General features: G+C 46.3%; 16 protein-coding genes. 9 read left to right on the forward strand and 7 right to left on the reverse strand.

What is annotated here, in order from left to right; translation table 11 throughout:
* The first annotated feature begins 50 nt into the window (after positions 1–50).
* Entirely contained in the window at positions 51–1,997 is a 1,947-nt protein-coding gene (locus tag AC5YB3_RS18935; RefSeq protein WP_494525937.1) for a monovalent cation:proton antiporter family protein, read from the forward strand.
* 106 nt (positions 1,998–2,103) lie between these two features.
* On the opposite strand, the gene cspE is transcribed toward AC5YB3_RS18935, so the two are convergent.
* Positions 2,104–2,313: a transcription antiterminator/RNA stability regulator CspE gene (cspE, locus tag AC5YB3_RS18940; protein WP_006080998.1), complete on the reverse strand. Its 210-nt coding sequence runs from the start codon at positions 2,311–2,313 to the stop codon at positions 2,104–2,106.
* Between the two features lie 565 nt (positions 2,314–2,878).
* Here cspE and AC5YB3_RS18945 point away from each other — a divergent pair.
* The 8 genes from AC5YB3_RS18945 to AC5YB3_RS18980 all read left to right on the forward strand — a co-directional run bounded on the left by AC5YB3_RS18945 (position 2,879) and on the right by AC5YB3_RS18980 (position 14,050).
* Positions 2,879–4,723, forward strand: coding sequence for a DUF885 domain-containing protein (locus AC5YB3_RS18945; protein WP_494525938.1), 1,845 nt, complete (start codon positions 2,879–2,881; stop codon positions 4,721–4,723).
* 280 nt (positions 4,724–5,003) lie between these two features.
* A complete protein-coding gene (locus AC5YB3_RS18950; RefSeq protein ID WP_494525939.1) occupies positions 5,004–8,225 on the forward strand; it encodes a DEAD/DEAH box helicase in 3,222 nt (1,073 codons plus the stop codon).
* A gap of 50 nt (positions 8,226–8,275) precedes the next feature.
* Positions 8,276–9,046, forward strand: coding sequence for a phosphatase (locus AC5YB3_RS18955; protein ID WP_259483228.1), 771 nt, complete (start codon positions 8,276–8,278; stop codon positions 9,044–9,046).
* A 15-nt stretch (positions 9,047–9,061) separates the two neighbouring features.
* Positions 9,062–10,225: an SDR family oxidoreductase gene (locus tag AC5YB3_RS18960; protein WP_494525940.1), complete on the forward strand. Its 1,164-nt coding sequence runs from the start codon at positions 9,062–9,064 to the stop codon at positions 10,223–10,225.
* 367 nt (positions 10,226–10,592) lie between these two features.
* Positions 10,593–11,399, forward strand: a complete 807-nt coding sequence (cysQ, locus tag AC5YB3_RS18965; protein ID WP_494525941.1) for a 3'(2'),5'-bisphosphate nucleotidase CysQ — start codon at positions 10,593–10,595, stop codon at positions 11,397–11,399.
* A 60-nt stretch (positions 11,400–11,459) separates the two neighbouring features.
* Positions 11,460–12,377 (forward strand): fructokinase, encoded by a 918-nt coding sequence (gene mak / locus AC5YB3_RS18970; RefSeq protein ID WP_494525942.1) that lies wholly within the window; start codon positions 11,460–11,462, stop codon positions 12,375–12,377.
* Positions 12,378–12,594: 217 nt separating this feature from the next.
* Positions 12,595–13,296 carry a YdcF family protein gene (locus AC5YB3_RS18975; protein WP_494527200.1) on the forward strand — a complete coding sequence of 234 codons (702 nt, stop codon included), beginning with the start codon at positions 12,595–12,597 and terminating at the stop codon, positions 13,294–13,296.
* 70 nt (positions 13,297–13,366) lie between these two features.
* Positions 13,367–14,050 carry a DUF2982 domain-containing protein gene (locus AC5YB3_RS18980; protein WP_011846369.1) on the forward strand — a complete coding sequence of 228 codons (684 nt, stop codon included), beginning with the start codon at positions 13,367–13,369 and terminating at the stop codon, positions 14,048–14,050.
* Positions 14,051–14,200: 150 nt separating this feature from the next.
* On the opposite strand, the gene AC5YB3_RS18985 is transcribed toward AC5YB3_RS18980, so the two are convergent.
* The 6 genes from AC5YB3_RS18985 to galU all read right to left on the reverse strand — a co-directional run bounded on the left by AC5YB3_RS18985 (position 14,201) and on the right by galU (position 21,351).
* Positions 14,201–16,495: an OmcA/MtrC family decaheme c-type cytochrome gene (locus AC5YB3_RS18985; protein WP_494525943.1), complete on the reverse strand. Its 2,295-nt coding sequence runs from the start codon at positions 16,493–16,495 to the stop codon at positions 14,201–14,203.
* A gap of 506 nt (positions 16,496–17,001) precedes the next feature.
* The gene (locus AC5YB3_RS18990; protein ID WP_494525944.1) at positions 17,002–17,976 is read right to left on the reverse strand and encodes a LysR family transcriptional regulator; all 975 of its coding nucleotides are present in this window, start codon (positions 17,974–17,976) and stop codon (positions 17,002–17,004) included.
* A gap of 314 nt (positions 17,977–18,290) precedes the next feature.
* Complete coding sequence (locus AC5YB3_RS18995; RefSeq protein WP_107402251.1) at positions 18,291–18,740, reverse strand: bactofilin family protein; 450 nt, start codon at positions 18,738–18,740, stop codon at positions 18,291–18,293.
* A 111-nt stretch (positions 18,741–18,851) separates the two neighbouring features.
* A complete protein-coding gene (gene napF, locus AC5YB3_RS19000) occupies positions 18,852–19,334 on the reverse strand; it encodes a ferredoxin-type protein NapF (RefSeq protein WP_494525945.1) in 483 nt (160 codons plus the stop codon).
* Between the two features lie 95 nt (positions 19,335–19,429).
* Entirely contained in the window at positions 19,430–20,443 is a 1,014-nt protein-coding gene (gene galE / locus AC5YB3_RS19005; protein WP_300483929.1) for a UDP-glucose 4-epimerase GalE, read from the reverse strand.
* The gene (galU, locus tag AC5YB3_RS19010) at positions 20,443–21,351 is read right to left on the reverse strand and encodes a UTP--glucose-1-phosphate uridylyltransferase GalU (protein WP_107402248.1); all 909 of its coding nucleotides are present in this window, start codon (positions 21,349–21,351) and stop codon (positions 20,443–20,445) included. The genes galE and galU overlap by 1 nt, the downstream gene beginning before the upstream one ends.
* Between the last annotated feature and the right edge of the window lie 222 nt (positions 21,352–21,573).

Here is a 21,573-nt window from a genome sequence, read left to right on the forward strand (position 1 = left end):
AGCGTTAGTTTTTTTGACACGTCAGCATTTTGACAGGAGTCATAGCTCCAATGGAACATAGCTTCTTAATCCAAGTACTACTTATGTTAGTGATTGCCATTGTGGCTATTGCTGTGCTGCGCCGTTTGGGCTTACCCGCAATTCTGGCTTATTTACTCACTGGTGTAGTGAGTGGACCGAGCGGTTTTCATTGGTTTACCCAGCATCAAATGCAATCTGTCGCTGAACTTGGGGTAGTGCTACTGATGTTTACCTTAGGCTTAGAGTTCTCCGTGCCGCGGCTGTGGGCCATGCGCCGTACCGTATTTGGCTTAGGCAGTGCACAGATGGTGATAACGACCCTGTTGACTATGGGCGTGGCCCTGTTGTGTGGTCTTAATTGGGTCGAAGCCTTAGTTATCGGAGCTGCCATTGCTTTATCATCTACAGCCATCGTCCTAAAATTACTCAATGAACAGGGGTGGTTGCGTCGTCGTCATGGTGAGCTATCCGTCAGCGTCTTATTATTCCAAGATTTAGCGGTTGTGCCGCTGTTGATCCTATTACCATTACTGGCCAATGGCGGCGAACCTTTGATGGTCGCGAATATCGCCTTTGCCTTGCTCAAAGGTATTTTGGCCTTTTTCCTCTTGATGGCTTTTGGTAAATGGGCACTGCCGCGGATTTTTGACGAAGTTGCCCGCTCCCGCTCTAACGAACTCTTCGTGTTATCAACACTGGTGGTGGCTTTAGTGACAGGCGCATTTACCCAATGGCTGGGTTTATCTATGGCGTTGGGGGCATTTATGGCGGGCATGCTGCTGGGGGAAAGCCAGTACCGTCGCCAACTTGAGGCGGATATCCGGCCGTTTCGCGATCTATTGATGGGGCTGTTTTTCATTTCCATCGGCATGATGCTGGACTTTACCTTAGTGATGCGTTTCTGGTGGCAGATATTGTTGATCTTAGTGGCCGTTGTACTCGGTAAGGCGCTGATAATTAATGGGATCTTAAGATTGGTTGGCGAACCCTTTCGGATTGCGATGAGCACCGCCATGAGCCTAGCCCAAGTGGGCGAATTCAGTTTTGTGGTGTTGGCTTTAGCTGTTAACTATCAACTTCTAGATAATGAAATCAGTACCATGTTAGTCATGGTCGCCGTGCTTTCCATGACGATAGCCCCGTGGTTAGTTCGCCATAGCGTGGATATTGCTAAGTGGGTGTTAGGAATAAGGCAGGCAAAACATGTGGATGAAGCTGTGCCACTCTTGATGGATGAGCATGATCTGGTGATGATTTTTGGTTACGGCCGAGTCGGGCAGACTATCGCCCGTTTTTTGAAAACTGAAGCTGTACCTTATCTGGTCATGGATCTCGATCCGACTCGTGTCTCTGAGGCGCGTCGTGCCGGCGAACCTATTTACTTCGGGGATGTGTGTAAACGGGCGATGTTAAAACAAATAGGCGTTAAGCAGGCTAAGATGATCGTCATCACTTTTTGTGAGTCGCGCAGTTTGGAAGAAGTCTTACCCTTATGTAAGTTATTGGCGCCAGACGCTAAAATTTTAGTCAGAACTAAAGACGATAGTGATTTAGACTTACTGAAAAAAGCCGGTGCCAATCAAGTGATCCCTGAGTCTTTGGAAGGCAGCCTGATGTTAGTGTCACAGGTGCTACACCAATGTGGTGTGCCACTGGCGCGGATTTTAAAACGCTTAGAGTCAGAGCGGCGCAATCATTATCAATTTTTGCATGGTTTCTTTTCCGGCACAGAAACCGATTTCACCTTAGAGTCATTGCATGCGGTGGCGTTACCGCGTGGTGCAGATGCGATTGGTAAAACCGTTGCTGAGATCATGTGGGAAACATTGAGGGTGGAGTTAAGGGCGATTCGTCGCAGTGGCGCAGAAGTGGAACATCCTGAGCAGGACTGGGTTTTTCGTGCAGGGGATATCTTACTGATAGTGGGTAAACCACGAAGACTTGAGAAAGCGGAAGCTAAACTGCTGCACGGCTAAAGGTTAAGTCAGCGTGAGTGATGAATGAAAACGCAGATATAAAAATGCCGACATAATGTCGGCATTTTTGTCTGGAACTTGTTAACTTAAATTAGACAAAGTCTAATTACAGAATAACTACGTTCGCAGCTTGAGGACCTTTTTGGCCTTGTTCGATATCAAAAGAAACCTTTTGACCTTCAGCAAGAGTTTTAAAGCCTTCTGAAACGATTGCGCGGAAATGAACGAATGCGTCAGCGCCACCATTGTCAGGAGAAATAAAACCAAAACCTTTATCTTCGTTAAACCATTTAACTACACCAGTAGTTTTAGACATGAATGTCTCCAAAATTTTCAAACAAATAATTCGCAATTATGCGGGATGTTAGCCAGAAATAGAATTATTTACATTGATGATAAGTTATGAGTGGAAAGCTTCATGACAGCAAAAAATATTACAGGCGTAGCGAAGGTTTTCAAATACATAATATTGCTTATAAATAGGTCTGAATCACAGGCCGGAGTGCAGATTAACACACTCTAGGGGTTTGTATAGCTTTATTTTGAAATACCTTTCATCTATAGAGAGAATTATGGAAAGATTTTTGGAAAGCTATTCTTTATAACTGTTTATATTCAAATGGATACGTAGCTAGTTTGAAAGTTATCGAGCGTAAAAAATATTTTGTCTGTTTGTCGCGACTTAGCGACAGTTTACCTATTAGGTGCCTGTGGAGTGTGGGATGCGCCCTGTATGCCAGAGACAGGATTCAGTCACGCTTAGTTACGTTATTAAATTGTTGCCTATTTGTGTTGGTGATATTCTCGTCTGCAAAATAACAGCGTGCTTGAGCTTTAGATTCAGTGCGATAACTGTAGACCCAATATAATAAGAATGGAGAATGACGTTGAAAACAGTACTAAAACGGATTGGACTCGGCAGCTTAGTCTTAGTGCTGTTATTAGCGGCGCTGGCCGCCCATGAATGGTTTGCGAAAAAGCCGTTTTTCTTTCGCGCGTTTTTAGATCGAAGTGTGGTCAAGATGGCTTTTGAAAGCCCTGAGACCTTAACTTCATTGGGCTTCTTAGAATCGGTAGGGATTACAGGCCATAACGCCGAGTTGGATGATGATAGTCCAGAGGCGATGGATAAGACTTTCGCGCAAGTGCGAGATCTACGTGAAACCTTATTGAGCTATTCCGATGCGGATTTAGATGAAAATCAACGTATCTCCAAGGACATTGCCTTATATCTTGCCGATTTCGCATTGGTCTCTGAGCCGTATCGTTACCATAACTATCCGCTGAATCAGTTGTTTGGTGTGCAAAACGGGTATCCCAGCTTTATGCAGGCACAGCACCAAGTCCATTCTGTGGGCGATGCTGAAAACTATCTGTCGCGTTTACAAAAGGTGAAACTTAAGTTTACGCAAACTCTCGAAGGCTTAAAAATCCGTGAAGCTAAAGGGATTATTCCGCCTAAGTTCGTGATTGATCGGGTGCTCACCGAGATGAATGATTTTGTCGCGACGCCGATCCAAGACAATATTCTATACAGTTCCTTCAAAACCAAATTGTCTGACACGGATATCAGTGCCGATGAACAAGCACGGTTATTGGCCGCCGCCGAAGCGGACATTAAAGGTTACGTGCATCCAGCATATCAATTATTTATTGACTACTTTACCCAGTTACAAGCCAAAGCAGGGACGGATGATGGTTACTGGGCGTTGCCTAATGGCGACCTTGCCTATGAGCAATTGCTGAAGTTCTTTACGACCACTAATTACACTGCTGACGAAATCCATGCCAAAGGGCTGGCTGAGGTGGATCGCATTCAGAGCGAGATCATGACTATCTTAGCCGCTGAAGGCTACGATGTGAGCCAAGGTTTCTCGGTCGCGATTGAAGCATTAGCCGCCGATCCTAAGTTTTACTACGAAGATAGCGATGCGGGCAGAGCGCAAATTCTGGTTGATTATCAGCATATTCTCGATGAAGTGAATGCGGGACTCGGTGATGCCTTCCGTATTCGACCCGAAGCGGGCATGGAAGTGGTGCGTATCCCTGAATTTAAAGAGAAAACAGCACCGGGTGCCTATTATCAGCAGCCCGCGATTGACGGCAGTCGTCCGGGGCGTTTCTATGCCAATTTATATGACATCAAGGCCACACCTAAATACGGTATGCGCACTTTAGCCTACCACGAGGGGATCCCTGGGCATCATTTCCAAATTGCGGTGGCGATGGAGTTAGAAGGTATGCCACTTATTCGTAAGATGGCGCCTTTTACGGCGTACATTGAAGGTTGGGCTTTATATAGCGAACGTTTGGCGTGGGAGCTTGGTTTTCAAAAGGATCCCTTTGATAATATCGGTCGTTTGCAGGCAGAGTTGTTCCGCGCTGTGCGTCTAGTGGTAGATACGGGCATTCACCATAGCCGTTGGACTCGTGAGCAAGCGATTGACTATATGAAGAAAAACACTGGCATGTCCGATCGTGATGTCACGGCAGAGATTGAGCGTTATATCGTTATGCCAGGCCAAGCGACGGCTTATAAAGTCGGCATGATGAAAATTCTTGAACTGCGTGAAAAAGCCAAGTCGGCCCTAGGGGATAAGTTCGATCTCAGAGACTTCCATGATGTGGTACTGAAAAATGGCGCCGTGCCCTTGGATATCTTAGAAACATTGGTCGATCGCTACATTGCTGATACAAAAAGTGCTGAGGCTAAAGCAAAAGGCTAAAGCTAAAGTTTAGCCCTTGGTTGCAACCGTTAACGCTTAGTGATTAATCCAACGCTAACACCTGATTTATCAATGGCTTTATGCGAGTTTAAATCCAGATCCTGTCTGCGAATAAGTGTGTTCTCTTATCTTGCAGGCAGGGTGGGTTTATCGATAGAGGCTATCATTCTGGCTTTCGGCCAAGGCTTTCAATACAATCCCACACAACTCATTGATAAATGTCGCTCGGCAATGGCTTGCTATTGTTAGGTATCGATATTTTTAGTTTCAAGGTTTTTACATGAATCGCTTGTCCCCCCAAGATCCTATCCAATTGACTCGCACCACGATTGAGTCATTATTCACGCCGCCAACCTTAATGCGCGCGCGTGATTATGTGATGAAGGGACGGGTCTTGAGCGCTAAAGCGAATGCCGATTTTCGTCATATTGAAGGTCGCGTCATGGGGACGGAATCCCAGCCCTATCGACAAGATATTCGCCTCGTGAGTGTTAACCATAAGTTGATCATGAATGGCTTCTGTTCATGCCCCGCCACTGGGCATTGCAAGCATATTGCCGCAGTGCTTTACAGTTTACTGAGTGATAGAACCGTTGAAGATCAACGTATTGCCCAGTGGTTACATCTGCTAGACGAAAGTGATGATCTCACGGTTTCAAATGTCGATTTACTCTATGACGATCGCGTGCTGTACGTATTATCCAAAGATGATAACGGCGTTTACCTTGAACTAAGAAAAGGCAAGCTGGCGAAGAAGGGCGGCTATAACAAAGGCTCTAAAATCGCGTTATCCGATGTGCAATATTACATGCCCGCTTGGATTGGCGCCGAAGACGTACTCATCATCAATCTCATTATGTCGACCCGCCGCCACGGTGCCTCGCGTTTGTACCTCAAAGCTCAGTTAGGCGCTATGGCGCTGGAAAAAATGCTCGTCACTGAACGGTGTTTTTGGGAAGAGAGTCGTTTACCGCTTACCCGAGGTGAACCGTTAAAGCCAGAATTCATTTGGCTGGATAAGGATGCCGAGCATAAGCAGATGCAGTTAACGTTGCCCAATAAAGAAAATTGGGAGCTGATCCCCTGTGAGCCGCCGACTTATATCGATTTAGATTATTTTAAGATAGGCGCATTAGAGACAGAGATCAGCGTTGAAAAACTCTTGTTACTCAGCCAGATGCCGCCAGTGCCTAGCTCGCAAATTGAAATGGTGAGCCACAAACTGATTAAGCATTTTTCGGCAAAAACCGTACCTACGCCCGCTTCGATTGATTTTGTCGAGCTGCAAGTGCCGCTGCAAGTCAGGTTGACCTTAACTTCACAGGAGTTACCCGAGTTTGCTATGGCGCAGCCACTGGTGCTGTTGGAGTTTGTCTATCAAGACGTGGTACTTGGCGGCCAATATCCCGACGAGCCCTTGTCCTTAGTTACCCATCAAAGCAAAACCTATCAAGTCGCGCGTCAACTCGATGCGGAAATGGATGCGATTAATCGTTTGATGGCATTGGAACTGGTGGAGCTGGCGCCATCTTATATCCCGAATAGTGGCAGCTATGTCAGCATTTGGGGTTTAGGGTCACTGCCAGAAACCATTGATGCTTGGTTGCACTTTATTCAACAGGAAATCCCAGCGCTAGAGGCTTTAGGTTACCAAGTGCATTTTGCCGACCATTTCAGTTTGAATGTGATTGATACTCCATTGGCGATTGAACTGGATGATACCCAAGAGGGTTGGTTCTCCCTGTCACTGAATGCCGATATCGATGGCCAAATGGTGCCTATGCTGCCCTTAATTGCCACTTGGCTTAAGCAGTATGGTGAACCGGCAGATGATGCAGAATTACTGCTACCCAGCCCGAATGGCGATTGGTTAAAAGTCAAAGCCAGCGTGATTAAGCCGCTGATCAGCATAATTTTAGAACTGTTCGACAGCCATAAAGGCAATAGCGTGTCTTTGCCTAAATACCGTGCCCACCTATTAAATGATTTTGCCGACAGCGATATTCGCCTGCTTAATGGCGAACGGGTGCGCAGTTTAGCAACTAAGCTTGAAAATTTTAACGGTGTGTTAGAGGTCGCAGTCCCAGACAACTTACATGCTGAGTTACGCCAGTATCAACAGCAAGGCTTAAATTGGCTCTGTTTTTTAAAGGAATATCAGCTTGGCGGTATTTTGGCCGACGATATGGGACTGGGTAAAACCATTCAAACCTTGGCCTTTTTACTTAAGCAGCAAGCGTTAAAACCGACGGGTGCTAGCCATGTACCGAGCCTCATTATTTGCCCAACGAGTTTAGTGGGCAATTGGGCGAAAGAAGCCGCGAAATTTGCGCCTTCGTTAAAGCTTGTCGTCATTCATGGCGCCTTACGTAAGCCTTTACTCGAACGCTTAGGTGAGTTTGATATTGTGGTGACGACCTATCCGCTGATTGTGCGCGACAGTGACTATTATCAACAGCAGGTGTTTGAACATATCGTGCTCGATGAAGCGCAGCAGATTAAAAATGCGCAGGCGAAAGTGACTCAAGTGATTAAAGATCTTAAAGCGCCGTTTAGATTGTGCCTGTCGGGTACGCCGCTTGAAAATCACTTAGGTGAACTTAAGTCCTTGATGGATTTTTGTTTGCCCGGATTACTTGGTACTAATGCTTTCTTTAATAAATCCTTTAGGCACAAAATTGAACGTTATGGCGATATGGAACAAGCGCAAATCTTGAGTCAGCGGATTGCGCCTTTTGTGCTGCGCCGAACCAAAGATGAAGTGGTCGGTGAATTACCCCCTAAAACCGAAATCTCCCAGAGCTTAGAGTTAGAAAAAGATCAGCGTAATCTCTACGAGAGTATTCGACTGGTAATGGAGAAAAAACTGCGGGATTTATTTGCCACTCAAGGCGTTGGCAGCAGTCATATTGAGTTTCTCGATGCCTTACTTAAGCTACGCCAAGCCTGCTGCGATCCGCGCTTGGTGAAGTTAGAGCAAGCGCAAAAAGTGAAGAGTAATGCTAAGTTAGACTGGCTAAAACAGAACTTGCCCGAGATGGTGCAAGAGGGGCGTAAGATATTGATCTTCAGCCAGTTCACTAGCATGCTCAGCCTGATTGAAGCTGAGCTGGTGGACTTGGGACTCGATTACAGTAAGCTCACAGGACAAACTCGCCTGCGTCAAGCCCAGATAGATAAGTTCCAAGAGGGCGATACGCCTGTGTTCTTAATCAGCTTAAAAGCGGGCGGGACTGGGCTCAATCTCACCGCGGCGGATACTGTGATCCATTACGATCCTTGGTGGAATCCAGCGGCGGAAAAACAGGCTACGGACAGAGCCCATCGTATCGGCCAAGATAAGCCAGTGTTTGTGTATAAGCTGATTGCCGAAGGGACTGTAGAAGAAAAAATCCAAGAAATGCAGCAGCATAAACAAAGTCTGGCGGACAGTATTCTCGAAGGTAAAGGTAAGGGCACATGGCAAGGAAGCGCAGATGAATTGTTATCGCTTTTTAGTTAAATCGTGGCCAGTTTTTCTAAATTGATTGAATCATTTGACTGAGGTGAACCATGCAGTACCAAGTCGACACTCATACCCATACTGTGGCTTCAAGCCATGCTTATAGCACGATTCATGACTATATTGCCGTAGCAAAACAGAAGGGTATTCGCCTATTTGCGAATACAGATCATGGGCCTGCGATGGCGGATGCACCGCATTTTTGGCACTTTGTGAATTTAAGAGTGCTGCCACGTATGGTCGATGGCGTCGGGATTTTGCGCGGTATCGAAGCCAACATAAAAAATATCGACGGCGAGATTGATTTCTTTGGCGATTATCTAAAGCAGCTCGATATTGTGCTCGCGGGATTTCATGAGCCGGTTTATCCGCCATCTGATAAGGCAACCCACACAGAGGCTATGATTAATGCCATTAAAAGCGGCAAGGTCGATATCATTACTCATCCGGGAAACCCTGCCTATCCAATTGATATTGAAGCCGTTGCCCGCGCCGCTGCCGAATACGGTGTAGCGCTCGAAATTAATAATTCCTCCTTTGAAGTTTCCCGTAAGGGCAGCGAAGCCAATTGCACTGCGATTGCTAAAGCGGCCAAGGAATTTGGCACTATTTTAGTTATGGGCTCTGATTCCCATGTGGCCTTTAGTTTAGGCGGTTTTGCGCGGGCGCAAGCGATCATTGATGAAGTGGCTTATCCGCCATCACGATTACTCAATCGCAGTCCTTCGGCACTCTTGGCCTTTTTAGCCGCCCGTGGTCATGAAACCGTCGCCGATTTGATCCCCTTATTTAGTGACGATGCTCAATTAATAGATGCATAGTGAATATGATTCGTGATGAAAATAGTGGTCACTGAGGCGATGCCAACTCAATGCGCTGAGGCGAGCACCACAGAAGCCAACATCCCGCAAGTCGTGTTAATCACGGGCGCGAAGAGTCAGCTCGCAGAGGCCTTGCTGAGAATCGCTGCCAATATTGGCGAGCTAGCCCTAAATAGCAACGCAAGCACAAACACAAGCATACCGCTGGAGCTTTATGCGTTAAGTCGCAGTCAGTTAGACATTACCGATGCCGCCAATATTGCAGCAGTGTTTGATCAATATCGACCAAGCTGGGTGATCAATTGCGCGGCCTATAATGCGGTAGACGCTGCTGAGCATGACGCAATCGAAGCGCATCGGGTGAATGCACTCGGCCCTGAGTTATTGGCGCAGCAATGTTTGTTGTCGGGCGCCCGCTTGCTGCATGTGTCGAGCGATTATGTGTTTGGTGGTCAAGCTGTTTGCGAGATTGCTCATGCTGCTGAACGTGTTGTTTGCGATGCTAGAGAAAGTGGCGTTGAACAACATCAAAACCCAGACTCAGCTTCAAATTCAAACCCAAACCCAAACCCAAACCAAGTTCATTTACCAAGGCCATTTGTTGAACTTGATGCTCCCAAGCCGTTGTCTGCTTACGGTAAGAGTAAGTTGCTTGGTGAGCAGAGGGTATTGGCGGTCTTGGGTGATTGCGCAACGATTGTGCGCACCTCATGGCTTTACGGTCAAGATGGGCATAATTTTGTCAACACCATGCTGAACTTGATGCGTACTCAGCCAAGTTTGCAGGTGATAGCCGATCAAATCGGCTGCCCGACATGGAGTGATGCACTCGCTAAGGTAATATGGCAATTAGTCGTGCAGCAGTGCTCTGGCGTATTTCATTATAGCGCTCAAGGCCAATGCAGTTGGTATGAGTTTGCCTGTGAAATCCAGCGACAAGCCCTAGCGCTCAATCTGTTAAGTCAACCTGTGGATATCCAGCCGATTACCAGTGCGGATTATGCTAAGCAGGCACTAAACCGCGGTGTCAATTTGGCAAAAAGGCCGAGTTATAGTGTGTTAAACAGTGGTAAATTACGTTCCACTTTGGTGACCCATCATGCACTGTTGATGCCTGAACAGATCGAGTGGCAAGATTGGCGTCAGCAACTGAATCGCATGTTGCGGCGGTTATCTTGACGATAATGAGCGTGACTCACATTTTGCTTTAGGCTGCTTTAATCAGGCGTTAAGCGTTTACGTTATCGCAGTGATTAACGCTGTCGAAAACAATAAGCCCGCCAATAATCAGATTTAAGCGACAAATGTAGACTATCAATATGAAAACATAGGCTGTGAATACGAATGCAGCTGGACTCAAGCCCCTTCTCAGCGCCGATGGCTTGCCTTAGTATCGTAATCACTTTGTTAATCTGTGGTTTTGTGTGCCGTGGTTTAGGCCGCGAGTCTTAGTCTATTTTGCTTGATGTATGATGAATTTGTTCTAAATTCCCCTTGGATGACAATGGCATAATGCCAAGATATTTAATGCATTAAGGACGTTTCAGTGACAAACAAGACGACAATAGCACAGACATTGACCAAACAAGATCTATTGCAAGTGGTCGCGATTGCCAAAGCGGCGGGCGATGCCATTATGACTGTTTATGGTCATGATGACTTTTCGGTGAGCCACAAGGGTGACGATAGCCCCGTGACGGCCGCCGATTTAGCCGCGCACCACGTGATAGTGGCGGCATTGGCGCAGCAGTTTGTCGGTATTCCTATTATGTCTGAGGAAGCGGCGGATATTGCGTGGGACGTGCGTCGTCAATGGCAAACCTATTGGTTGATTGACCCTTTAGATGGCACTAAGGAGTTTATTAAGCGCAATGGCGAGTTTACCGTCAATATTGCGCTTATCCATCAAGGGGTTGCTATCGCAGGTGTGGTTTATGCGCCTGTGCTCGATACCTATTATTACGGCGCTAAGCATTTAGGTGCATGGCGTCAACAAGCGGGTCAAGAGAGCCCCTTATTGGGCGCCAACACGCCACGCGAAATGCCGATGATTGTTGGCAGCCGCTCGCACTTGAGCCCAGGTTTAGCGCAATATTTACAACAGTTTGGCGAGCATGACATCTTAAGTGTGGGTAGCTCGCTTAAGTTTTGTATGTTGGCAGAAGGCAGTGCCGATCTGTACCCCAGGCTAGGCCCTACCAGCGAATGGGATACTGCGGCGGCGCAAGCTGTGCTCGAAAGTGCAGGCGGCACAGTTGTCTGTTATGAGTCAGGTGAACCATTAACTTATAATCAAAAACCTGACATTTTAAACCCTTACTTTATTGCCACAGCCCCAGGCTGGGTGAAATAACAACCGCCTAGCATCGATATTCGTTGATGAAAGGGCGGGCTAAACACTGGAGTAGTATTCATGATGCGCATGGGCGTCGATTTAGGCGGAACAAAAATAGAATTAGTCGCACTGAGTGATGAAGGTAATGAGCTATTTCGCAAACGTGTGACGACGCCACGTGACTATCAGGGCACGCTTGCCGCGGTTGTCAATTTAGTTAAGGAAGCGGAAGCGACACTCGGCGAGCAAGGCACAGTCGGTGTGGGAATTCCTGGTGTGGTATCGCCCTATTCAGGTTTAGTGAAAAACGCCAATTCAACGTGGATCAATGGTCATCCCCTCGATGTGGATTTAGGGGAGTTGTTACAGCGTGAAGTGCGGGTTGCCAATGATGCAAACTGCTTTGCGGTATCAGAGTCGGTCGATGGTGCCGCCGCTGGCGCATCTGTGGTGTTTGGTGTGATTCTAGGCACTGGCTGTGGCGCTGGCGTGGCAATTAACGGCAAAGTGCACGGCGGGGGTAATGGTATCGGCGGTGAATGGGGTCATAATCCTCTGCCTTGGATGACTAAGGAAGAGTTTAATACCACCCGTTGCTTCTGTGGCAATCCAGATTGTATCGAGACCTTTATCTCTGGCACTGGCTTTGTGCGTGATTTTAATGCGGCATTGACGGCGGCGGGCACAGTGCGTGCTGCTGCAAAATCAGGTGCCGATATTATGTTGTTAGTCGATGAGGGGGATGTGATTGCGGTCGCTGCGTTTGATCGTTATATGGATAGGCTCGCTCGCTCACTCGCCCATGTGATCAATATGCTCGATCCCGATGCTATAGTGCTGGGCGGCGGTATGTCGAATGTCGCGGCGATTTACCCAAGATTACCGGCATTGCTGGCCCATTATGTGGTGGGGCGTGAGTGCCATACACCTGTGGTGCAGAATCTTTATGGTTGTTCATCGGGTGTGCGCGGCGCCGCTTGGTTATGGGAAAAGTAATCTTCGCTTGGATATCTGTACTCATCTAGTGAGCTTATTAGGCTTTTAAATCAATGCTTAATGGCTTATACGTTTTATAAACATTAGCCCAGCAAAACGCTGGGCTAATGTTATCTGCTATGCGTTTCGCCGTATTTTGATGCTATGATTGCGCTCTTTTGGGTTGCTTGGCATGGACATCATGTTTTGGGTTAAGAAAGTTGTTTCACAGGGGATAATGCCGATACCCTTTATCCTATTGTTATTAGTCATTTCTTTTCTGGTATGGCGCCGTCGGAGTATGGCGAAATACTTAGTATCGTGCGCCTTCTTTCTCTTACTCTTTTTAAGCAGTCAACTGAGTGTAAATACATTAGTGCGGCCATTAGAAGCGGCTTACCCTATTAATTCTACGCCCATCGCTGGCGCCTGTTTTGTGATGGTATTAGGTTCGGCGCACTCGGATATTCAAGGTGCGACTGCGGTGCAATCCTTGTCTGCAGTAGCGCTTGCAAGGCTTAGTGAAGGTGTCAGACAACTTAATTTAGGCCAAGAATGCAAGTTGATTGTCAGCGGTTGGGGCGGTGAACTCACGCAGGTTTCCCATGCTGAAATGATGGCGAAAGCCGCAGTTGAACTGGGCGTTGATAAACGTCGGATCATTCAATTCCCTTTAGCGCGAGATACGATAGAAGAAGCGCAATATTTACAGTGGGAATTAGGCGAAGAACCCTTTCGCTTAGTCACATCGGCCACTCATATGCCACGGGCTATGGCTATCTTCACCGCTAAAGGTTTACATCCTGAAGCCGCACCAACGGATTTTATTGGGAGAGATGATTTTTGGTGGCGTTTGACGGCGGATAATCTAGTGGCCTCTCAGCGGGCGATTCACGAATATATTGGCCGTTTGTGGTTATGGTTAAAGACCGTAAGTTAAAGATGGCAAGTTAAGGGTGTGGTTTCCGACTTCAATCTAAAGATAGTGAGTGTTAACAGGAAGATGAACAATGACAATTGAGTCAGAAATAATGTCAGTGCGTCCTTTATCAAAACGAAATGGGTTAACCTTAACTTGGCTGGGTGGCTTAAGTCTGCTGCTGGGGTTGGGACTTTTTCTAACGTGGCCAGCCTTGTTTGCCGTGGGTTTGATGTTTTTTAGTTTGGGCGCTATTTCACTTATTCTCGGTTTAGCTAAGGTGTATGAGCCGGAAACGACCCTAGCATTAGATGACAAGGGGCTGACCTATTTTCATCGCCGCGGCAAAGTGTCTATCGGTTGGGATAATATTCAAAGGGTCGATATTCCGCGGGTGACTAATGGATTAGATACCATAGAGTTATCTTATTTAGGCATTAAGCTAAAACACTTAAATCCTATTTTGGATAATATCTCCTTGCGCTTAGCCACCGGCTTATTAACAGAGCAGCGGCCTTTATTAGTGACTGCAGCCTCGCAAGATGAAGACTTAGCGACTTTAGAAACTTATCTCGGCGCAGAGTTTGGTCCTTTGGTGATAGAAGGGGATCGTTATCGCGGTGTATTGGCGATGTTTGGGCATCGCTGCGTGATGTTAGATACGCGTTTAGGTTATCACTTGTATATTCCCCACGACAGTTTGGACAGAGAAGCTAAGGACTTTATCAAGCTGCTTAGACAACGGATTGCACAAGCCAGTCGCTTAGCGGATTAAGTCTTTATCGCAGTTATTAATACGATTGATATTGCATTTTTACGTGAAGATAATTGGCAATAAAAAAGGGGACCCTAAGGGTCCCCAATGAGTTGCAGAGATGAAGTTTGGGTTGTGCAGGGGCAACCCAAAGGTACTAGTACTGCTGTGCTACTCTGCGTGTACCTTATCTACGCCGTAGGTTTTTCCTTCAGCATGACAGGTCGCGCAAGATTCTACTGGTAGGTTAGGATCTGTCATTGCATCCGCTTCTACTACCGCACCGTTACTTCTAAAGTGAGCGACAGCTGCCGCATCAGAGTGAGCGTGACAAGTACGGCATGATTCAGCTACTGGGCTAATGTAGTAAGCACCTACTTTGATTGAGCGTTTGCCTGAAGTTAAACCACCGTCAGTTGCAAACAGTTTGGCATTGTCTTTATGACAAGCCGCACAATCTGTTTCAACCGCAGGATAACCGAACAAACCACCTTTCGCATCGCGGAAGATACCTTCTACTACACCGAAGTTACCGCTGTGGAAACGGTGAGCAACTGTGAATAGGTCTTTGTTATTGAAGGTCACTTCAGGATTAACAACTAACTTACCATCATCGCCTTTATAGCCAGTTGCACCGTGGCCAGAAGCGCCAGTGGTGTCGTTATGGCAGTGCATACATTGGTCGAAGGTGTAAGCGCCGTGTCTTGAACCTTTTGCATAATCTAAAGTGCCATGACAAGCATTACACTTAGTTTCTGCGACTGTGATACGAGTAGGATCAGCCATACGGGCTTTAGTGACTGCGCTACCATCTGGGCTATAGAATTTCACTGCAGCTTCGTTACCGATAGGGCTAGTTGGACCAAACTCTAAGCTTGGAGTATTACAGCTAACCACTTTACCCGCTTTAGCACAGAAGTTGGCTTCTGAACCTACGTAGAGAGTGCCCACAGCTTGCGCATCTGGGATATCTTTAACGATAGTTAACACGCCACCAGCAAGCGAACCGTTTTCCAGTTTCAGGCTGATTGCTGCAGGTTTAACATCTCTCCAAGAGTACACAGTACCGTCAGTGGCCACATTACCGATCAATAGACCATTAGCGACAAACATCGCTGTTGGGTTAGTGGTCGCGTTGTAGGCTTTTAACGATGTACCATCAGCAATTGGCGCACCATTTAAGGTGACATTGGCTGTTAAGGTTAAGGTTTTCATGCCTAGAGTAGCCGATGGAACTGTTGTAGCACTGGTGAAGTCAACTTTGAACAGAGAAGCATACTCTGCACGTTTACCGACACTATGCACCACCGCAGGCGACAAGTTACCTGTGCCGTGGCAAGAGCTACATTGAGTATCATCTGCTTGAGCTAGGGCAAATTCAGAGTGGTTTTCACCGGTCGCAAAGTTGACTGTCATATGGCAGCCTACACAAGCTTGGGCGTAAATAGTGTTATAGCTAGGTTGGTCCGTAGTATGACAAGAAGTACATTCTTTCAGATCAGATGGGAAGCCAATTTCACTCCATTCTTTAGCGGTATTATTGCTAGTATCGAAGTTTGCTGCGTTTTCTGCGCCAGAGTGGATCCTGTGGATCATAGGTGCAAAGTCAAATATCAAACCTGCGGCTAGATCTGCATCACTTGGGATTTGATCTGGGTTATGACAGGTCACACAATTTTTAACGCCTTGGTAGTTATGGTGGGCTGAAATATTGGCGATATGGCCATCTGCTTCACCGTGACATTTTTCACAGGCTGCGCTACTGACGGTATCTTTACCTGATGATGCAAGTTCATCAGTGGCAGGGATAAAGTCAACGGGTACAGATAAAATCTTGTCAGATAAGGCTACGCCTGCACTGTCAGTGACGTTGTAAGCACGTAGAAATATTCTGTGTACTGCATTTGGATTATCATTGGGATTAATGATTGGCGCTGCGCCATCATGTGCCCAAGTTGCAGTGTAAGTGCCTGGTGTTGCTGTATCTTCGGTTAAAGTACAAGCATTTTTAGTACCGTTAAGACCATCTAAGGTACAAGTTAGCGAAGTACCTGCGGCGTTCGCCATGGCATTGTTTTGCCATTGAATAGGGGCGCCAGTACCTGAGGTATTTTCATTTGCCGTTAAAGAATAAAGCGCAACTTTATCGAGTCCTGTAAAAGGAACATCTTTGTTAGCATTTTTTCCGGTAACAGTAAATTTAACGCTAAAGCCTTCACTGCTGGTCACTTTAATGTCCGCTGGACTTAAAGTGAAAGCCAGATCAGTAATAGATTGAGCAGTCGTTGCGAAGGAGCCCGCAGGGGTTCCGGGTGTACCTGGTGTTCCGGGAGTGCCTGGTGTTCCGGGTGTACCTGGTGTGCCAGGTGCCCCATCTTGACCATCGCTTCCGTCCCCGCAGGCGGTAAGGCTTAAGGTACTGACGAGAGCCAGTGCCAGTAGAGATTTATTGTAGTTTTTCATCATCGCGTCCCTTTTTCTTTCTATAAGACTGCGTGTGCAGTGCCTCTAATATAGGAGGATTCACCTACTTATAAAGTGGTATTTGCAAGTTTGTATCTGATATGTGAACGATGATTTAACAAACGTGAATGGGAATTCTAAAATTTGCATTTTGATATTTTAAATAATGAAATTCAGCTGGAAAGCCATGATGGGCATCACAATTTATATTTTTCAACTTGGGCTTCAGTGAAGAATTCATTTTCGGTTAAGCAAAATACACGAGGCTAAGATAGCCTAAATCTGAGTGATGGAATTGACGTTTTAAGCATCAAAGCGACGGGAAAAATAAGCGGTACTGTCGTCTGAGGATAAGCCTTGTTAAGAGATAAAATATCGATGAAATTTTGCTGTTTTAAACTTCGGTCTTTTACTACCTAAACCCCGTTTAACATCGACTCATCGCAATGATGTAAACAAGGTTTAGTAAACATTATATCCACGAGCTTGGCTGAGCTTATTGTCTCGCGTTAGCGTGCGGGGTCGAGCGCGGCAAGTAAGGAACGTACGACAAGCGCGCTTTGACTCTGGCTGTAGCGCCGATGAATGGCTGGTTTTTCAATAAGATAATATTGTGGCGCCATCATAGTATCGTGGAGTCGATTGAGCTCTGTATCGCTTAGGCGTTCTAAGTGTAATCCGGGCATATGTTTTACTGTGTGCATATCAATGCTGGAACAAAAAGCCACACTCTTCATGGTGAGTAAATGGGCGTACCACTCCTCCCTGTCGATGACTTTATCCACCGCTGGTAGCAAGAGGCCTTGGCGCTGGCAAAATAATTCTAAGGGGTCAATTTTGCTATTAAAGCCCTTCACTTCTTGGTACAGGAATGGATGGCGACAGATTTGCTCTAAGGTAATATCGGTTTCAATCTGCCACAGAGGATGTTGTTTGGCGGCAACGATGTAAACGCCATTGACTGAGCCCAGTTTGGTATAGCTTAATTCTTTATTTTCAGCACTTTCTAAGGTAATACCAAAATCCAGCGCACCTGCGTGGATTAACTCAGCGCTATTTTCCTGCCATTTATGTAAACGTATTTGTCCTAGCGCTTGGGCGACGTCCGGCGTGCTTAATTGTGGCGCTAAAAAGCTCAATAGCCCATTACAGGCGGCAATATGCAGCGGTAAATCGGCATTGATGGCTGCATTTTGTATCTGAGTTGCTGATTGTTCGAGGTGATAAACCGATTCAGTAAACTGGCAAATAGCCACATACAGGCTTTCTGCTAGGGGAGTGGGTTTTAGCCCCTGTTGTCGGCGATAGAAGAGTTCATCGTTAAAGGTCAGGCGTAATGCGTTGAGACAACGGCTGATTTTCGGTGCAGAAACATCCAACGCTTTGGCGGCACTGTTCGCGTGCCCTGTGTCGAAAATACTCTTAAATACCAGTAAGGTAAAAACATCGAGTTCACAGATTTGTTTGAGTAATGCGTTGCTCATTTTGTATGTTGCCCTATATGAGTCTTAACTATTTTTTGCGGGGTTATTAAGGGCATTCTGTGGCCCTGACTCTGCTCCTTGCTATTACCCGAACCGCCGCTATTAGCCACTAAGATTAACAGCAGTCGTGCGGATTAACTGTGATCACTCTCGGTAAAATAACAATTATTTAACCATTGTAAAGCGTGCTATTTCGCAGGCAGTTATTTGGTTGGTAAGTGAAGGGCTTTGAGTCGGGGTATTAAAAAAAGATCGAGCTAAAAATACAAGCTCGCCTAAGTGGGTGAGCTTGCGAGTGTCATTTATTCGCCGTTTTAGCGAGATTCTATAACATCGTTTTGTACGTGCGATAAGTTACGATTGTCTGTTGCAGGAGTGTGGCCTATTGCATGGGAATAAATGGTTGGCGCATCTTCTTTAATCCGCATGCCGATAAACTGGCCGCCCTCAAGAATTTGCATTGAAGTACTCGCCACTTCGCCATCGACAACGCCATTACGCTGGATCACTAAACGCTCACAAATGAGTCTGCCTTTGAAGTGTCCGTCAACGATAAATTCATGGCACTTTACTTCGCCTTGAATCGTACCGCCTTGTTCTATCGTGATATTAGCCTCAGAAAGCAGTTGACCTTGGATATCACCGCCAACAAGCACGTCGCCCGTTAATTCGATGTTCCCCGTGAGTTTAGTGCCTCGAGAAATAAAGCTAAAAGAGGGACTTTTTTTAGGGGGGAAGAACAGTTTTTTTACAAACATCATCATAAATCAACTTAATTCGAGAAGGGATTAACTGAGTTCAATAGAGGCGCGATACTAGCGTAAAACGTATGATAAGCACAGCTTTGTATGAGTTAATGCGATGGCTTTGCTGCATTAAGTCGATCGGGTTATTTCAATGGCCTTGCTAGGGCAGGGAGCCACACAGGCGCCGCATCCGGTACAAAGTTCAAGGTCTATTTGCGGACGTGGAGCTTGGCCAATATTGAACACAAAACTGATGGCTCTTGGTTCACAGGCATCCTTACAACTTTGGCACCAGATCCCTTGAAAGGTTAAACAACTCTGTTGAATATGGGCGTGATACGACCAAGGTGTTTGGGCTAAATCGAAGATATTTTCAGGGCATGCCTTAGCGCAAAGCGTACAAAATGTGCACTCATTGTCTTTAAAGGAGACTTCAGGAAATCCGCCATCGCCTTTGATGATGATCTGGGTTTCACACACCTCAATACAGGCTGAGCAGCGAGTGCATACATCGGTGAACTCGATATCATCACGCACCCAAGGCGGCCTCAAGGCATTATCTTTACGGCGGCGAAAGAGGTTACGACGACTGTGATTAATACTTTGAGTCATGTTGCTCCTCGAACGGTTAGTTATTTAAAGTGATGGGTGTATTCACAGTGATAAAGAAAAATGGCTTGGGATATTTCCACAAGCCATTCAATTTGTTAGCCGTTGTAACCATTGGGATTGGTCGATTGCCAATGCCAGCTACTGTTGGCCATATCTGCTAGCGTATGTGTTGCTTGCCAGCCAAGATCTTCCCTTGCGTGGGTTGGATCGGCGTAGCAGGCGGCAATATCACCCGGGCGACGTGGCGCAATTTGGTAGGCAATGGTGTTACCACAGGCTCTTTCAAAGGCATGAACCATGTCTAAAACACTATATCCTTGGCCTGTGCCTAAGTTATAGGTGACCAGACCCGGTTTAGTGGCCAATTTTGCCAGTGCTTTTAAATGGCCATTGGCTAAATCCACCACATGGATATAGTCACGCACGCCAGTTCCATCATGAGTCGGATAATCATCACCAAACACACTTAAGGCGGCACGTTTACCCACAGCAACCTGCGCAATAAAGGGCATTAAGTTGTTAGGGATATCATTAGGATCTTCGCCGATTAAGCCACTGGTATGGGCGCCAACCGGATTAAAATAACGCAGACGAGCGATATTCCAGCTCGGATCGGCATTGTGTACATCTGCCAATATATGTTCAACCATCAACTTAGACTGACCATAGGGATTGGTCGCTCCAGTGGGAAAGTCTTCGGTGATAGGCAAACTAGCTGGATCGCCATATACAGTGGCCGATGAGCTGAAAACGAGATTTTTCACCTTAAACTCCGCCATAACTTGGCAGAGGATCAGGGTTCCTGTGACGTTATTCTCATAATACTTAAGGGGTTTAGCGACGGATTCACCCACAGCCTTTAATCCAGCAAAGTGAATAACCGAATCGATAGCATGATCGTTAAACACTTTCTGTAATAAGGCTTTATTGAGAATATCGCCTTGATAGAAAATGACCGATTTACCTGTGATCCGCTCGACTCGATTTAAGGCTTCTATGCTCGAATTAGACAAGTTGTCTAACACAATCACGTCATTGCCAGCATTGAGCAGTTCTACCACAGTGTGAGTGCCAATATAGCCAGCACCACCGGTCACTAAAATCGTCATTACTTCATCCCTTTTACAACGGTTTTTAAATATTGCGCAAAATCTTCACCGATTTCGCTGTGGCGCAGGGCGTATTCAACGTTCGCGCGCATATACCCTTGTTTGTTACCACAGTCGTGACTCTTACCTTCCATATAATAAGCGTTCACGGTTTCTTGCTTCATTAACATAGCAATTGCATCGGTTAATTGAATTTCATCGCCCGCGCCTGCAGGGGTTTTAGCCAGTAGTGGCCAAATGCTGGCAGGTAATACATAACGGCCTACAACGGCTAAGTTAGACGGCGCTTCATCCACGGCTGGTTTCTCAACCAGTTCGACTAATGGTTCTGATTCTCCAGGTTGTAAATCATGGCCATTCACATCAGCAATACCATATTGGTTAACGACATTGTGTGGCACGCCTTCAACCATGATTTGACCCACTTGGGTTTCATCAAACAGGGTAACCATAGCGGCTAAGTTATCGCGGCGCAGATCACAGCTGGCTTCATCGATGATCACATCAGGCAGCAATACTGCAAATGGTGCATCGCCGACGACAGATTTTGCACACAAAATGGCGTGGCCTAATCCTTTCGCCTGAGATTGACGCACGCTAATGATAGTCACGTCTTTAGGACAGATAGATTGTACGGCTTCGAGTAACTGACGTTTAACGCGGCGCTCGAGTTGGGCTTCTAATTCGAAACTGGTATCGAAGTGGTTTTCGATAGAGTTTTTACTGGCGTGGGTCACTAGGACAATTTCTTTGATCCCAGCAGCGATAGCTTCACTGACCACATATTGGATCAATGGCTTATCGACAACCGGTAACATTTCCTTTGGAATCGCTTTGGTCGCTGGAAGCATACGAGTGCCTAGGCCTGCGACAGGAATAACGGCTTTACGAATTTGATGTTGTTTCATTGCGAACCTTTTAGGTCAAGGAGATGCGGTTAATGGCCAATATTGTAAATGACCTGCACAGAAAAGCTATTTACAAACGCTGAAAACTTCGGATATTTAAGCATTTTAACGGCAAACTTTACGTAAGTTTTAGCAAAAGTAGCACAGTGGATCTAATCCAGCATTCATGGCATGTACCAGCAGGGGGATTTTAATGACCTTGTAATATTTGCTTTACGTTTA

The organism is Shewanella sp. 1311, from assembly GCF_059338235.1.